Source organism: Allokutzneria sp. NRRL B-24872 (genome assembly GCF_002155965.1).
GTDB lineage: Bacteria > Actinomycetota > Actinomycetes > Mycobacteriales > Pseudonocardiaceae > Allokutzneria.
In genome coordinates, this window is record NZ_MUMH01000010.1 from 29174 (window position 1) to 44611 (window position 15438).

At 70.3% G+C, this 15438-nt stretch carries 9 protein-coding genes; 4 read left to right on the forward strand and 5 right to left on the reverse strand.

Features of this window, described 5'->3' with window-relative positions; translation table 11 throughout:
- Nucleotides 1-30: 30 nt before the first annotated feature.
- From CCN37_RS02465 to CCN37_RS02480, 4 genes are all read left to right on the forward strand, one after another.
- Nucleotides 31-3765 (forward strand): ABC transporter ATP-binding protein, encoded by a 3735-nt coding sequence (locus CCN37_RS02465; protein ID WP_086818968.1) that lies wholly within the window; start codon nucleotides 31-33, stop codon nucleotides 3763-3765.
- A 166-nt stretch (nucleotides 3766-3931) separates the two neighbouring features.
- Nucleotides 3932-7615 (forward strand): multifunctional oxoglutarate decarboxylase/oxoglutarate dehydrogenase thiamine pyrophosphate-binding subunit/dihydrolipoyllysine-residue succinyltransferase subunit, encoded by a 3684-nt coding sequence (locus CCN37_RS02470; RefSeq protein WP_086818969.1) that lies wholly within the window; start codon nucleotides 3932-3934, stop codon nucleotides 7613-7615.
- 87 nt (nucleotides 7616-7702) lie between these two features.
- Nucleotides 7703-7885 (forward strand): DUF6104 family protein, encoded by a 183-nt coding sequence (locus tag CCN37_RS02475; protein WP_086818970.1) that lies wholly within the window; start codon nucleotides 7703-7705, stop codon nucleotides 7883-7885.
- 118 nt (nucleotides 7886-8003) lie between these two features.
- On the forward strand, nucleotides 8004-8264 hold the full coding sequence (locus CCN37_RS02480; protein WP_086818971.1) for a hypothetical protein: 261 nt from the start codon (nucleotides 8004-8006) through the stop codon (nucleotides 8262-8264).
- Between the two features lie 94 nt (nucleotides 8265-8358).
- On the opposite strand, the gene hutI is transcribed toward CCN37_RS02480, so the two are convergent.
- The 5 genes from hutI to hutH are packed head-to-tail and all read right to left on the reverse strand — an operon-like array spanning nucleotide 8359 to nucleotide 15257.
- Nucleotides 8359-9513, reverse strand: coding sequence for an imidazolonepropionase (hutI, locus tag CCN37_RS02485; protein ID WP_086818997.1), 1155 nt, complete (start codon nucleotides 9511-9513; stop codon nucleotides 8359-8361).
- The gene (locus tag CCN37_RS02490; protein ID WP_086818972.1) at nucleotides 9510-10811 is read right to left on the reverse strand and encodes a formimidoylglutamate deiminase; all 1302 of its coding nucleotides are present in this window, start codon (nucleotides 10809-10811) and stop codon (nucleotides 9510-9512) included. The genes hutI and CCN37_RS02490 overlap by 4 nt, the downstream gene beginning before the upstream one ends.
- Before the next feature lie 17 nt (nucleotides 10812-10828).
- A complete protein-coding gene (locus CCN37_RS02495) occupies nucleotides 10829-12064 on the reverse strand; it encodes an allantoate amidohydrolase (protein ID WP_371503580.1) in 1236 nt (411 codons plus the stop codon).
- Nucleotides 12061-13719 carry a urocanate hydratase gene (gene hutU / locus CCN37_RS02500; RefSeq protein WP_086818973.1) on the reverse strand — a complete coding sequence of 553 codons (1659 nt, stop codon included), beginning with the start codon at nucleotides 13717-13719 and terminating at the stop codon, nucleotides 12061-12063. The genes CCN37_RS02495 and hutU overlap by 4 nt, the downstream gene beginning before the upstream one ends.
- On the reverse strand, nucleotides 13716-15257 hold the full coding sequence (hutH, locus tag CCN37_RS02505; RefSeq protein ID WP_086818974.1) for a histidine ammonia-lyase: 1542 nt from the start codon (nucleotides 15255-15257) through the stop codon (nucleotides 13716-13718). The genes hutU and hutH overlap by 4 nt, the downstream gene beginning before the upstream one ends.
- Nucleotides 15258-15438: the final 181 nt, after the last annotated feature.

The following is a 15438-nucleotide window of genomic DNA, read 5'->3' on the forward strand; positions in this document are numbered from 1 at the left end:
GCTGTCAGGGGTCGGAACTAGCCTGGCGACGTGTCCGAGAACCCCGGTTGGATTCGCCGTGTCAGCGCGGCGAGCTGGCGGCACCGCCGCATCGTGCTCGCCGCGTTCGGCGCGTCCGCGCTCGGCGTCGGCCTCCAGGCGGCCGTCCCGCTGCTGACCAGAACGGCCGTTGACGACGCGGTCGCGGGCCACACCGACAACCTCGGCTGGCTGGTCGGCCTGCTCGTCGGGCTGGCCGTGCTCGCGTTCGCCAGCGCGTTCGTCCGCCGCTACCAGGGCGGCAAGCTCGCCCTGAACGTGCAGCACGACATGCGGCGCGAGGTCTTCGCGTCGGTGCAGCGGCTGGACGGCGGCAGTCAGGACGCGATGCGCACCGGGCAGATCGTGTCGCGGGCGATCACCGATCTCCAGCTGGTGCAGTCGGTGCTGATGATGCTGCCGCTGGTGACCGGGCAGCTGGTGTTCTCGGTGGTGGCGCTGGGCGCGATGCTCTGGCTCTCGCCGTTGCTGACCGCGGTCGCGCTCGTGGTGCTGCCCGCCGTGGTGATCGTCGGGATGCGCACGCGCACGGTGCTGTTCCCCGCGACGTGGTCGGCTCAGCAGCGCGCGGCGGACATCGCGCAGCACGTCGAGGAGACCGTCACCGGCGTCCGGGTGGTCAAGGGCTTCGGGCAGGAGGCGCGCGAGATCGCGAGCCTGGAGGCGGCGGCCAAACGGCTGTTCGCGGAGCGGATGCGCGCGGCCCGGCTGACCGCGCCGCCGACCGCGCTGATGGCGGCGCTGCCCGTGCTCGGCCAGGTCGCCGTCCTCGGGCTCGGCGGGGTGCTCGCGATGAACGGCCAGATCAGTCTGGGCACGTTCCTGGCCTTCGCCACCTACATCGCCGGGCTCGTCGGTCCCGCCCGACTGCTGGCCACCTTCCTGGTCACCGCGCAGCTCACGCGCGCGGGTGTGGAGCGGGTCTACGAGCTGATCGACTCGCAGCCGGAGGTCCGTGAGGACCCCGACGCCGTCGACGTGCCGGACGGGCCGCTCGCGGTGGAGCTGGCGGACGTGCGGTTCGGCTACACGCGCAGCGAACCGGTGCTGGACGGGGTGTCGCTGCGCGTCGAACCCGGCGAGACGCTGGCGCTCGTCGGCACCGCGGGCTCCGGGAAGTCCACGGTTTCCCTTCTGCTGCCCAGGTTCTACGACGTCCAGGACGGTTCGATCCGGCTCGGCGGCACCGATGTGCGGCAGCTGCGGACGGCTTCGCTGCGCGGCGCCATCGGCGTGGTCTTCGAGGAGGCGTTCCTCTTCTCCGACACGGTGCGCGCGAACATCGCCTACGGCAGGCCGGACGCCACCGACGACGAGGTGCGCTCCGCCGCGAAGGCAGCGGAGGCGCACGACTTCATCGCCGCGCTGCCCGACGGCTACGACTCCGTGGTCGGCGAGCGCGGACTCACACTTTCGGGTGGCCAGCGGCAGCGCGTCGCCCTGGCGCGGGCGCTGCTGTCCGATCCGCGAGTGCTGCTGCTCGACGACGCGACGTCGGCCGTGGACGCGACGACCGAGGCGGCGATCCACGCGACGCTGCGCGCGGTCACCGAGTCCAGGACCACCGTGCTGATCGCGCACCGCCGCTCGACGCTCGCGCTCGCCGACCGGATCGCGGTGCTCGACCAAGGACGGCTGGTCGACGTCGGCACGCGCGCGGAGCTGCACGAGCGGTGCACGCTGTTCCGCTCCCTGCTCGCCGGTCCCGGCGACGCGATCGAGGACGTCACCGAGCCGATCGCCGCCGACTCCCCCGGCGCGGATGGCGTGACCGCCGCGTTGTGGCCGGTCGAAGCGGCAAAAAACGCAACGACCAGATCGGTCGCAGAGGACATCCACGGCGCGGGTGGTGGCACCGACGCCGGCGAGATCGGCGCGATGCCACCGACCCCGGAGCTGCTCGCGCAGGTCGAGGCGCTGCGACCGGCCACCGACTCCCCCAGGCTGGGCGACACCGACGCGCGCGCCGCCGACCCCGGCTTCCGGCTCCGCCGGGTGCTGCGCGTGGTGCGGTGGCCGTTGGTGCTCGCGACCCTCGGGGTGGCGATCGACGCGCTGTCCTCGATCGCACTGCCGACGCTGTTCCGCTACGGCATCGACAACGGCGTCACCGCAAACGCGGGCGGACCGTTGTGGACCGCGACGGTGATCGGAGTGGCTCTGGTCGCTCTGGCCGCCCTCGTGCTCGCCGCCCAGACCGTGGTCACCGCGCGCACCGGCGAGACGGTGCTCTACCTGTTGCGGGTGCGCAGCTTCGCCCACCTGCAACGACTCGGGCTCGACTACTACGAGCGCGAGCTGGCCGGGCGGATCATGACCAGGATGACCACCGACGTCGACGCGCTGTCGACGTTCTTGCAGACCGGGCTCGCCACGGCCGTGGTCAGCGTGCTCACCGTCGTGGGCATCTCGGTGGCGCTGATCCTCACCGATCCGGGGCTGGCCCTCGTCGCGCTCGCCGTGCTGCCCGTGCTCGTGGTCGCCACCCTGATCTTCCGCAAGCTCTCCTCCTCCGCGTACGCCGAGGCCAGGGAACGGGTCAGCGCGGTCAACGCCGACCTCCAGGAGAACGTCTCCGGCCTGCGCGTCTCCCAGGCGTACACCCGCGAAGAGCGCTCGGCCGAGGCGTTCGCCGAACGCAGCGACGCCTACCGGCGCTCCCGGATGCGGGCTCAGCGCTACATCGCGACCTACTTCCCGTTCGTCACGATGCTGTCCGACCTGGCGCACGCGGCGGTGCTCGCGGTGGGCGCGCACCGGGTCGCCACCGACGGGCTCACCCCGGGTGTGCTGCTGGCCTTCCTGCTGTACCTGACGTTGTTCTTCTCGCCGATCCAGCAGCTGTCGAGCGTCTTCGACGGCTACCAGCAGGCCAAGATCGGTCTGCAGCGCATCGGCGAGCTGCTGCGCACCCCGACCTCCGTCCCGACCGCCGCGCACCCGCGCGAGGTGCCGTCGCGGCTGCGCGGTGAGGTCGAGCTGCGCGACGTCAGCTTCAGCTACGCGGGCACGTCGACACCCGCGCTGTCCGGGATCTCACTGCGCGTCAGCCCCGGGGAGACCATCGCGCTGGTCGGGACAACGGGTGCGGGCAAGTCGACGCTGGTCAAGTTGATCGCGCGGTTCTACGACGCCACCGAGGGCACCGTTCTGGCGGACGGCGTCGACGTGCGCGAGTACGACCTGGCGGGCTACCGGAGCAGGCTCGGCGTGGTGCCGCAGGAAGCGCACCTGTTCACCGGCAGCGTGGCGGACAACATCGGCTACGGCCGTCCGGACGCGGGGCCCGCCGAGGTCGAGGCGGCCGTGCGGCGGGTCGGGGCGCTGCCGATGGTCGCGCGGCTTCGGCACGGCTTCCACCAGGAGGTCGGCGAGCGCGGTCAGGGGCTCTCCGCCGGGCAGCGCCAGCTCGTGGCGCTGGCCCGGGCCGAGCTGGTCGACCCCGACGTGGTGCTGCTGGACGAGGCGACCGCCGCGCTCGACCCGGCGACCGAGGCCACAGTTTTGGCCGCGACCGAAGATCTGAGCAAGAACACGGGAGATCTGTCGCTGCCCCGTCGAACGACATTCGTGGTCGCGCACCGGTTGGCGACGGCCGCGCGGGCGGACCGCGTCGTGGTGCTCGATCACGGACGCGTGGCCGAGGTGGGCACGCACGCGGAGCTGCTTCGCGCGGATGGGGCATATGCCCGCCTGTGGAGGGCGGGCGCGGCCGGTCAAGCTTGAGGAAGCCTTGAGGCTCCTACACTTCGGAATCGATCAGGTAAACGATTCTGTGAGCCAGACCTCACCCAAGGAGCACCGCCGTGTACCACCCGCGCGACGCGGAGGGCTAGCCTTGGCGACACCTGTATCTGTACCCCGAGCAGATGGATAGAGGCGAGCAGCGGCCGTGTCCAGCAGCAGTACTGCGTCCCAATTCGGCCCGAATGAGTGGCTGGTCGAGGAAATGTACGAGCAGTTCCTCAACGACCCGTCCTCCGTCGATCCGGCGTGGCATGACTTCTTTGCCGATTACAAGCCGACCGCCCAGAAGATGGCGACCGGCAACGGCAGCACCACGACGAAGCCGGCTCCGGCGAGCCAGCCCGCGCAGGCCGAGGCGGTGAACGCGACGGCGGCCCCCGCCAAGGCGCAGCCCCCCGCCACACCCGCTCCGGCGGCCAAGCCCGCCGCCAAGCCGACGCCGGCCAAGGCCGCCAGCGCCGCCCCGGTCAAGCCGGCGGGCGCGGGCGAGGAGCACAAGCAGCTGCGCGGAGCGGCCGCCGCGATCGCGAAGAACATGGAGCAGTCGCTCAGTGTTCCGACCGCGACCAGCGTGCGCGCCGTCCCGGCGAAGCTGCTTGCCGACAACCGGATCGTGATCAACAACCACCTCAAGCGGACCCGGGGTGGCAAGGTCTCCTTCACCCACCTCATCGGGTTCGCCGTGGTGAAGGCCGTCGAGGCCTTCCCCAACATGAACAGGTTCTTCTCCTCGATCGAGGGCAAGCCGAACCTGGTCACCCCCGAGCACGTGAACCTCGGTCTCGCGATCGACCTGCCCGGCAAGGACGGCCAGCGCACTCTCGTCGTGGCCTCCATCAAGGGCTGCGAGACGATGAACTTCGCGCAGTTCCTGCAGGCCTACGAGGACCTGATCCGCAAGGCCAGGGGCGGCAAGCTCGGCACCGACGACTTCACCGGCACCACGATCTCGCTGACCAACCCGGGCACCATCGGCACCAACCACTCGGTGCCGAGGCTGACCGCCGGTCAGGGCGCGATCATCGGCGTCGGCGCGATGGAGTACCCGGCGGAGTTCCAGGGCGCCAGCGAGAAGGTGCTCGGCAAGATGGGCATCAGCAAGATCATCACGCTGACGTCCACCTACGACCACCGGATCATCCAGGGCGCGGAGTCCGGCGAGTTCCTGCGCCGCGTGCACCAGCTGCTGCTGGGCGAGGACGGCTTCTACGACGAGATCTTCGCCTCCCTGCGGATCCCGTACGAGCCGATCCGCTGGGTCACCGACATCCCCGAGGGCGCGGTCGACAAGACCGCCCGCGTCCTGGAGCTGATCGACGCCTTCCGCAGCCGCGGCCACCTGATGGCCGACACGGACCCGCTGAACTACCGGCAGCGCAAGCACCCCGACCTGGACGTGCTCTCGCACGGCCTGACCCTGTGGGACCTGGACCGCGAGTTCGCGGTCGGCGGTTTCTCCGGCAGGGAGCGGATGAAGCTGCGCGAGGTGCTCGGCGTGCTGCGCGACTCGTACTGCCGCACCGTCGGCATCGAGTACATGCACATCCTCAAGCCGGACGAGCGCCAGTGGCTGCAGGAGCGCATCGAGGTCCCGCACACCAAGCCGGACCGCGCCGAGCAGACCTACATCCTGAGCAAGCTCAACGCGGCCGAGGCGTTCGAGACCTTCCTGCAGACCAAGTACGTCGGCCAGAAGCGGTTCTCCCTGGAGGGCGGCGAGACCGTCATCCCGCTGCTGGACGCCGTGCTGGACAAGGCGGCCGAGCAGGACCTGGACGAGGTCGTCATCGGCATGCCGCACCGCGGCAGGCTGAACGTGCTCGCCAACATCGTCGGCAAGCCGATCTCGCAGATCTTCCGGGAGTTCGAGGGCAACCTCGACCCGGGCCAGGCGCACGGCTCCGGTGACGTGAAGTACCACCTGGGCGCGGAGGGCAAGTACTTCCGCATGTTCGGCGACGGCGAGACCAAGGTCTCCCTGACCTGCAACCCGTCCCACCTGGAGGCGGTCGACCCCGTCCTGGAAGGCATCGTCCGGGCCAAGCAGGACATCCTGGACAAGGGCGGCGAGGGCTTCACCGTGCTGCCCGTGCTGATGCACGGCGACGCCGCGTTCGCCGGTCAGGGCGTGGTCGCCGAGACGCTGAACCTGGCGCTGCTGCGCGGCTACCGCACCGGCGGCACCCTGCACGTGGTCGTCAACAACCAGGTCGGCTTCACCACCGCGCCGGAGTCCTCGCGCTCCAGCCAGTACTGCACCGACGTGGCGAAGATGATCGACGCGCCGGTCTTCCACGTGAACGGCGACGACCCCGAGGCCTGCGTCTGGGTGGCCAAGCTGGCGGTGGAGTACCGCAAGGCCTTCGGCAAGGACGTCGTGATCGACATGGTCTGCTACCGCCGTCGCGGGCACAACGAGGGCGACGACCCCTCGATGACCCAGCCGGCGATGTACGACGTGATCGACACCAAGCGCTCCGTCCGCAAGGGCTACACCGAGGCGCTGATCGGCCGCGGCGACATCTCCGTCGAAGAGGCCGAGAACGCGCTGAAGGACTACGCCACCCAGCTGGAGCACGTCTTCAACGAGGTGCGCGAGCTGGAGAAGCACCAGGCGGCGCCCAGCGGCTCGGTCGAGTCCAGCCAGGTCATCCCGACCAAGGTCCCGACCGCGATCAGCCGCGAGACCCTGGAGCTGATCGCCGACTCGCACGTCAACCTGCCCGAGGGCTTCAGCCCGCACCCGCGCGTCAAGCCGGTGCTGGAGCGGCGGGCGAAGATGGCCCGCGAGGGCGGCATCGACTGGGCCTTCGGCGAGCTGCTGGCGTTCGGTTCGCTGGTCGCCGAGGGGCGCCCGGTGCGGTTGGCCGGTCAGGACTCGCGGCGCGGCACCTTCGTGCAGCGGCACTCGGTGCTGATCGACCGCAAGACCGGCCAGGAGTACACCCCGCTGCAGAACCTCACCGAGGACCAGGCCAAGTTCCTGGTCTACGACTCCGCGCTGTCGGAGTTCGCGGCGCTGGGCTTCGAGTACGGCTACTCCGTGGCCAACCCGAACGCCCTGGTGCTGTGGGAGGCGCAGTTCGGTGACTTCGTCAACGGCGCGCAGCCGATCATCGACGAGTTCATCTCCTCCGGCGAGGCCAAGTGGGGCCAGCGCTCGGACGTGGTGATGCTGCTGCCGCACGGCCACGAGGGCCAGGGTCCCGACCACACCTCGGGTCGCATCGAGCGCTGGCTGCAGCTGTGCGCCGAGGGTTCGATGACGGTGGCCGTCCCGTCCACCCCGTCGAACTACTTCCACCTGCTGCGCAGGCACGCGTTGGACGGCATCAACCGCCCGCTGGTGGTCTTCACGCCGAAGTCCATGCTGCGCCTCAAGGCCGCGACCAGCCCGGTCGAGGAGTTCATCGAGGGCAGCAAGTTCCACTCGGTGCTGGACGACCCGCTGGTGAGCGACCCGGCTGCCGTGCGCAAGGTCCTGCTGTGCAGCGGCAAGATCAGCTACGAGCTGAACGCGGAGCGGCAGAAGCGCGGCGCCACCGACACCGCCATCGTGCGGGTCGAGCAGCTCTACCCGGTGCCGTACAAGAAGCTCACCCAGGCGTTGGAGCGCTACCCCAACGCCAAGGACATCCGCTGGGTCCAGGAGGAGCCGGCGAACCAGGGTGCGTGGCCGTACTTCGGCCTGGCGCTGCCCGAGCTCGTGCCCGACCGGCTCTCCGGCATCCGCCGGGTGTCCCGCCGCGCCATGGCCGCCCCGTCGGCCGGTTCCGGCAAGGTGCACGACGTCGAGCAGGCCGAGCTGATGAACAAGGCCTTCGACTAGCTTCCCGAGGTCGTTCACGCCGAGCCGCCGGGCCCCTGGGTCCGGCGGCTCGGCCGTCTCCATCCCATTTCTGAGCAGGGAGTTGCGTTGTACTTCACCGACCGCGGCATCGAGGAGCTGGAGCAGCGGCGCGGCGAGGAGGAGGTCAGCTTCGCCTGGCTGGCCGACCGCCTGCGCGCGTTCGTCGACCTCAACCCGGACTTCGAGACCCCGATCGAGCGCCTGGCCACCTTCCTGGCCCGCGACGACGAGGACGACCTCGAAGACTGATCGGTGGTTCGGCGGAGGGGTTCACCAGTCTTCAAGACCCCCCAACCCCTCCCCCACTTGGCCGCAACCCACACAAACCCCGCACACTCAGTCGCTGCGACCGGAAGGTTGGACGTACTTGGACGATCAGTTGAGCGCGAACCGCTTGCCCTGGCTGCGTTGGCTTCCCGCCGATGAACGCGCCGACTGCCTGATGGACCTGCGAGTGCATCTCGAGGCAGGTGCGGACACCGGCAACCTGCTGCCCTTCTCTCACGCGATGGCCGCATGGCGGTCTACCGCCGAGGTGTGGCGCGACCCGGAACTCGCCGCCCGCCTGCGCACCCCGTTCTCCGGCATCGGCGAGGTCATCGCACGCCCCACCGCGGCACATCTCTGACCGCACCAAACCCCTTGGAGCGGCTGGGTTTGCTGTCGTTGGCGACCTTCGCGGGCGGGGTTTGCCGTACTTGAAGGCCGGCGAACCTCTGCGGTCAGAGGCGGGCACCCCTGCGGTAGACGGAGTGGGTGAGGGGGACGCCGGGGCGGTAGGCGAGATGGGTGGTCGACGGGGCGTCGAGCACGTGGAGGTCGGCGCGGGCGCCGACGCGGATGACGCCGACGGCGCCGTCGCCGGTCTCGCGGCGGAGCGCGCGGGCGCCGCCCCAGGTCGCGGCGCGGACGGCCTCGTCGACGCTCATGCGCATCTGAAGCACAGCGGTGGCAACGCAGAACGCCATGGATGACGTGTAGGACGAGCCGGGGTTGCAGTTGGAGGCGAGCGCGACGGTGGCTCCGGCGTCGAGCAGGGCGCGGGCGTCGGGGAGCGGCTGGCGGGTGGAGAGGTCGCAGGCGGGCAGCAGCGTCGCAACGGTTGCGGAGTTCGCCAGACTGTCCACATCGGACGGTGTGAGGTGCGTGCAGTGGTCGACGCTGGCGGCGCCCAACTCGACCGCCAAGCGCACACCGGGGCCGGGTCCGAGCTGGTTGCCGTGCACGCGAAGCCCCAGACCGGCCTCCTGAGCGGACTTGAGCACAGCGCGCGACTGCGTCTCGTCGAAGGCTCCGGTCTCGCAGAAAACGTCGGCCCAGCGCACGAATGGCGCCACGGCGCTGAGCATGTCGCCGCGCACCAGGTCCACATAGGACTCAGCATCGGAGCCCGGGGGCACCAAGTGAGCTCCGAGGAACGTGACGTCGTCGACGACCGACGCGGCGATGCGGGCGGCGCGGACCTCGTCGGCGACGGTGAGGCCGTAGCCGGTCTTCGTCTCGATGGTGGTGGTGCCCTGGCGGTTGGCCTCGCCGACGTGGAGCAGGAGGTTCTTCAGCAGCTCAGCGTCGGATGCCGCCCTGGTCGCTTCGACGGTGACAGCGATTCCGCCTGCCTGGTAAGGCTTTCCAGCCATGCGAGCGGAGAACTCGGCGGTGCGGTCGCCCGCGAAGAGCAGGTGGGTGTGGCTGTCGACCCACCCGGGGAGCACGGCGCGACCGCCGACGTCGACCCGCGAGTCAGCGTCCGGAGCCGCGGCAGCGGGGCCCACCCATGCGACGCGCTCGCCGTCGAGAACGACCGCGGCGTCGGCGAGCGAGCCCAGCTCATCGTCGTTGGTGGTCAGCTCGCCAATACCGGTGATGAGGATGCTCACGCCCACAGCCCTTCGATCGCGTCCTTCAACAGTTGGCCGACATCGCCCAGCCGCTCGTGCCGACCGCCGCGTGCCACCACAACACCCGAGTTGATCACAGTGTCCACATCGGACGCTGATGCGCTCAACAACGCCTGCGACGGCAGTGATCCCGCCGTGCGCGGGCTGTCCAGACGGACCTGGACGAGGTCGCACGGGGAGCCGACCGCGATCTTGCCAGCCGAGGACCACCCCAGCGCCGAGTGACCGGCAGCGGTCGACGCGGTCATGAGCTCCGCGAGCGTGAAACGTCCGCGCGAGCCGGTGCGCAGCCGCTCGCCGTGCTCCAAAGCGCGAGCTTCGAGGATCGGGTCGACCACAGCGTGCTGGTCGCTGCCGAGGCTGAGCGGGCTTCCCGCATCGACCAGTTCGCGCGCGGGACCGATTCCGTCGGCGAGGTCTGCTTCCGTTGTGGGGCAGAAGCACGCGCCGGTTCCCGTGTCGCCCAACAGCTTGATGTCGTGCGCGGTCAGATGAGTTGCATGAACGGCAACTGTTCGCGGAGAGAGCACTCCGGCTTCGTGCAGCAATCCCGTTGGAGTCAAGCCATAGGCGGCCTGACACGCCACGTTCTCTGCTGGCTGCTCGGAGAGGTGGACGTGCAACGGGCCAGCCACTCCGGAAGCTACTTCCCCCAAAGCGGCCCGGGGTACAGCGCGCACGGAGTGGATCGCGCCGCCCACGCGGGTGTTCGCATCCTCCTTGAACGCGGCGACCCGCGAAGCCCATCGCTCCGCAGACTGATCACCGAAGCGGAGCTGTGTCTCGTTCAGCGGCTCGCCGATTCCGCCTGCGAGGTAACAGGTGTCGAGCAGCGTGAGCCGGACGCCTGCCTCGGATGCCGCCTGGCGCAGCGCCTCGCCCATCGCGTTCGGATCGGCGTAAGCACGGCCGCCCGCAGCGTGGTGGAGGTAGTGGAACTCACCCACGCACGTGACACCGGCGATGGCCATCTCGGCGTACGCGGCGCGGGCGAGCGCCAGGTAGCTGTCCGGTTCGAGTCGCTGGGCCAGCGCGTACATCCCGGACCGCCAGGTCCAGAAGGTCCCACCGTCACCGTGCGTCCGCCCGCGAAGTGCGCGGTGAAACGCATGGGAATGCGCGTTGGCGAAGCCAGGGAGCACAAGTCCCCCAAGCCTTTCGGCTCCCTCAGGCGAAGCGCCGACCGTCACCGCGGTGATGATGCCGTCAACAGCCTCCACCAGCACGTCACGGGCAACGGCGTCGCCGACCCACGCCGACTCGCACCAGAACCGCATACCGCTCTCCAAGCGTCCTAAGTGGACAGATGGTGTTCGAGCACCGTCGCCAGCGCGGCCACTCCGGCCTCGCAGTCGTCGGGCTCGGCGTGCTCAGCGGGCGCGTGGCTGACGCCCGTGGGGTTGCGGACGAACAGCATCGCGGTGGGCACGTGCGCGGCGAGAATGCCCGCGTCGTGACCCGCTCCCGTTGGCAGCGCGGGAACTCCGCCGAGCTGAGATGCCAACCGATCCCGAAGCGCGGGGTCGAAGATCACCGTGTCACCGTAGGACTCCTCGGCGACCGCGAGCGAACACCCCTCGGCCTCAGCGGCGGACAGCCCGGCGGCCTTGATCTCGGCGACCACGTTGCGGGTCACCTCGTCGGTCGCCGCGCGCGCGTCCAACCACACGTCCACAGTGGACGCGATCACGTTGGTACCGCCCGGGATCGGCTGGATGCGGCCGATGGTCGCCCGCGCTCCATCAACAGTGGACGCGGCGGCACGCGCGGCGAGGACCAGCTGCGAAGCCGGGATCATCGGATCGCGCCGGTCGTCGATGGGCGTGGCTCCGGCGTGGTTGCCCTCACCGGTGAAGCTGAACCGCCACCGCCCGTGCGCCAGGATCGAACTCGCCACTCCGACCGGCGCGTCGAGGTCGATCAGCCCGCGCCCCTGCTCCACGTGCAGCTCGATGAAGCACCCGATGCTCGCCAGCGCTTCGGCGTCCCGCCCCATGCGCGCGGGATCAAGCCCGGCGGCGGAAACGGCTTCAGCGAAGGAAACCCCTTCGGGGTCACGCAGATTCAAGGCGACCGAAGGATCGATCGCGCCGGACATCAGCCGCGAGCCCAGGCAGGCGACGCCGAACCGGCCGCCCTCCTCCTCCGCGAACACGACGATCGCGAAAGGCTTGGACGGCTTGAAACCCTTGGCGCGCATGGCATCCACCGCAGCGAGCGCGGACACCACACCGAGCGGTCCGTCGAACGCCCCTCCACCGGGAACGGAGTCCAGGTGGCTGCCCGTGATGATCGCGTCAGGGCCAGGAGAACCCCACCACGCCCACAGGTTTCCGTTGCGGTCGCAGGTGACGTCTAGTCCGCGCGCGACCGCCTCGGCGACGAACCACTCGCGCAGGCTCAGCTCGACGGTGTCGAAGCCGTGCCGCGAATAGCCGCCACGGCTGCGATCCCGCCCCACATCAGCGATGTCGCCCAGCAACGAGCTGGCGGTGCTGATGCTCGACTCCGCAAGCGAGTCTTCGGTCATGACTTGGCGACCGGGATCGTCACGCCGCGCTCGGCGGCGACCTCGTCCGCGCGGTCGTAGCCCGCGTCCACGTGGCGCAGCACGCCCATCGCCGGGTCGTTGGTCAGCACGCGCTCCAGCTTCTGCGCGGCCAGCTCGGTGCCGTCAGCGACGGTGACCTGGCCCGCGTGGATGGAGCGGCCGATGCCCACGCCACCGCCGTGGTGGATGGACACCCAGGTCGCACCGGACGCGGTGTTGATCAGCGCGTTCAGCAGCGGCCAGTCGGCGATCGCGTCGGAGCCGTCGGCCATCGCCTCGGTCTCGCGGTACGGCGAGGCCACGGAACCGCAGTCGAGGTGGTCGCGGCCGATCACGATGGGCGCGGACAGCTCGCCGGAGGCCACCATCTCGTTGAACTTCAGGCCCGCCAGGTGCCGCTCGCCGTAGCCGAGCCAGCAGATGCGCGACGGAAGACCTTGGAAGGCAACGCGCTCGCTCGCCATCTTGATCCAGCGCGCGAGCTGCTCGTTCTCCGGGAACAGCTCCAGGATCGCGCGGTCGGTCTTGGCGATGTCCTCCGGGTCGCCGGAGAGCGCGGCCCAGCGGAACGGGCCCTTGCCCTCGCAGAACAGCGGGCGGATGTAGGCGGGCACGAAGCCGGGGAAGTCGAAGGCGCGCTCGTAGCCGCCGAGCTGCGCCTCACCGCGGATGGAGTTGCCGTAGTCGAAGACCTCGGCGCCCGCGTCCTGGAACCCGACCATCGCGGCCACGTGCTCGGCCATCGACTCGCGGGCGCGCGTGGTGAACTCCTCCGGCTTGGCAGCGGCGTAGTCGGCCCACTCCTCCACAGAGACGCCCTTCGGCAGGTACGCCAACGGGTCGTGCGCGGAGGTCTGGTCGGTCACCACGTCCACCGCGACACCGCGGCGCAGCAGCTCCGGCAGCACCTCGGCGGCGTTGCCGATCACGCCGACGGAGAGCGCCTTTCGGGAGGCTTTCGCTGCCAGCACACGGGAAATCGCGTCGTCCAGGTCGTCGGCGACCTCGTCGAGGTAGCGGGTCTCCACGCGGCGCTGAGCGCGCTCGCGGTCGACCTCGATCACCAGCGCGACGCCCTCGTTCATCGTCACGGCGAGCGGCTGGGCACCACCCATGCCGCCGAGACCGGCGGTGACGGTCAGCGTCCCGGCGAGCGTGCCGCCGAAGCGCTTCTGCGCCACGGCCGCGAAGGTCTCGTAGGTGCCCTGGAGAATCCCCTGCGTGCCGATGTAGATCCACGATCCGGCCGTCATCTGGCCGTACATGGTCAGGCCCTGCGACTCCAGCTTGCGGAACTCCGGCCAGGTGGCCCAGTCGCCGACCAGGTTGGAGTTCGCGATCAGCACGCGCGGCGCCCACTCGTGGGTGCGCAGCACGCCGACCGGCTTGCCGGACTGGACGAGCAGGGTCTCGTCGTCGGCGAGGTCGCGCAGCTCGCGGGTGATCGCGTCGAAGCAGTTCCAGTCGCGGACGGCCTTTCCGGTGCCGCCGTAGACGACCAGATCGTCCGGGCGCTCCGCGACCTCCGGGTCCAGGTTGTTCTGGAGCATGCGCAGCGGCGCCTCAGTGGCCCAGCTGCGCGCGGTCAGTTCGGTTCCCCGAGCGGCACGTACGGGGCGAGGTCCTGCGTTCACCGGTTTCTCCCGTCCACAATGGACTCAAGGTGGGCAAGCACGGCACCGGAGCGGATCAGCTCCTCCGCCGCGGCGATCTCTGGGGCGAGGTGGCGGTCGGGGCCGGGCCCGCCCGCGGATTCCCGAAGCAGCGCAAGGACTCCGGCGCTGGCCGGGCCGGGCTGCAACGGCGCTCGCATGTCGAGCGCACGGGCTGCGGTCAGCAGTTCGATGGCCAGCACGGTGCGCAGCCCGTCGATGGCCTTGCGCAGCTTGCGCGCGGCCGACCAGCCCATGGACACGTGGTCTTCCTGCATGGCGCTGCTGGGGATCGAGTCGACCGAGGCGGGCACGGCGAGGCGCTTCAGCTCCGACACGATCGCGGCCTGCGTGTACTGGGCGATCATGTGACCGGAGTCCACGCCGGGGTCGTCGGCGAGGAACGGCGGGAGCCCGTGCGAGCGCGCCTTGTCGAGCATCCGGTCGGTGCGGCGCTCCGCCATGCTCGCGACGTCGGCGAGCGGGATCGCCAGGAAGTCGAGCACGTAAGCCACTGGGGCGCCGTGGAAGTTGCCGTTGGACTCGACGCGACCGTCCGCCAGCACAACGGGATTGTCGATCGCGGAAGCCAGTTCGCGCTCCGCCACCGTCTCCGCGTGCGTCAGGCTGTCCCGCGCCGCGCCGTGCACCTGCGGGGCGCAGCGCAGCGAGTACGCGTCCTGGACGCGGTTGCAGTCCGGGCCGCGATGGCTCGCGACGATGCCGGAGTCCCTGAGGAAGGCGGCCATCCGCGACGCCGACAGCGCCTGCCCGGGGTGCGGGCGAAGGCTGTGCAGCTCCGGCGCGAAGACGCGGTCGGTGCCCAGCAGGGCTTCGACGCTCATCGCGGCGGTCAGGTCGGCGATGTCGAACAGCTCCGCGAGGTCGGCGCAGGCCATGACCAGCATGCCGAGCATGCCGTCAGTGCCGTTGATCAGCGCCAGGCCTTCCTTCTCCGCGAGCTGCACGGGTTCGAGCCCGGCCTCGTAGAGCGCTTCGGAGGCGTCGCGCAGCTCGCCGGAGCCGTCGCGGACCTGGCCCTCGCCGATGAGTGCGAGCGCGATCGACGACAGCGGAGCCAGATCACCGGAGCAGCCGAGCGAGCCGTACTCGTGCACCACCGGCACGATGCCCGCGTTGAGCATCCCCGCCAACGTGTCCACAGTGGACAGACGAACGCCGGTGTGCCCCGACGCGAGCGTGCGCAGGCGCAGCAGCATCAGCCCGCGCACGACCTCGGCCTCCACCTCCGGCCCAGCACCCGCCGCGTGCGAGCGGATCAGCGAGCGCTGCAACGCCGCCCTGCGGTCGAGCGGGATGTGCTTCGTGGCCAACGCGCCGAAGCCGGTCGACACCCCGTACGTCGGGGTCTCGGCGGCGGCAAGCGCCTCGATGTGGGCGCGGGCCGCGGCGACCGCCTCGCGGGCCTCCGCGGTGATCTCCACCGGCGCTCCGCCGCGGACGACGGCGAGCACCTGCGCCCTGGACAGCGGCTTCAAGCCGACAGGAACGTGCGACATGCCCCCATCACACCCGCTCGCTCCTCCTCCCGCCCAGCCCCAACCATGCGACACTGTCTGAAACCCCAGACACTCAGCGGTGCTCTTACTCCCTGAATGACTCATTCAGGTGGTTGAGCGTGCTGAATGAGTCATTCAGGGAGCTCGGCGCACCAATTGGGGGATGGGGCGGATCGGGACG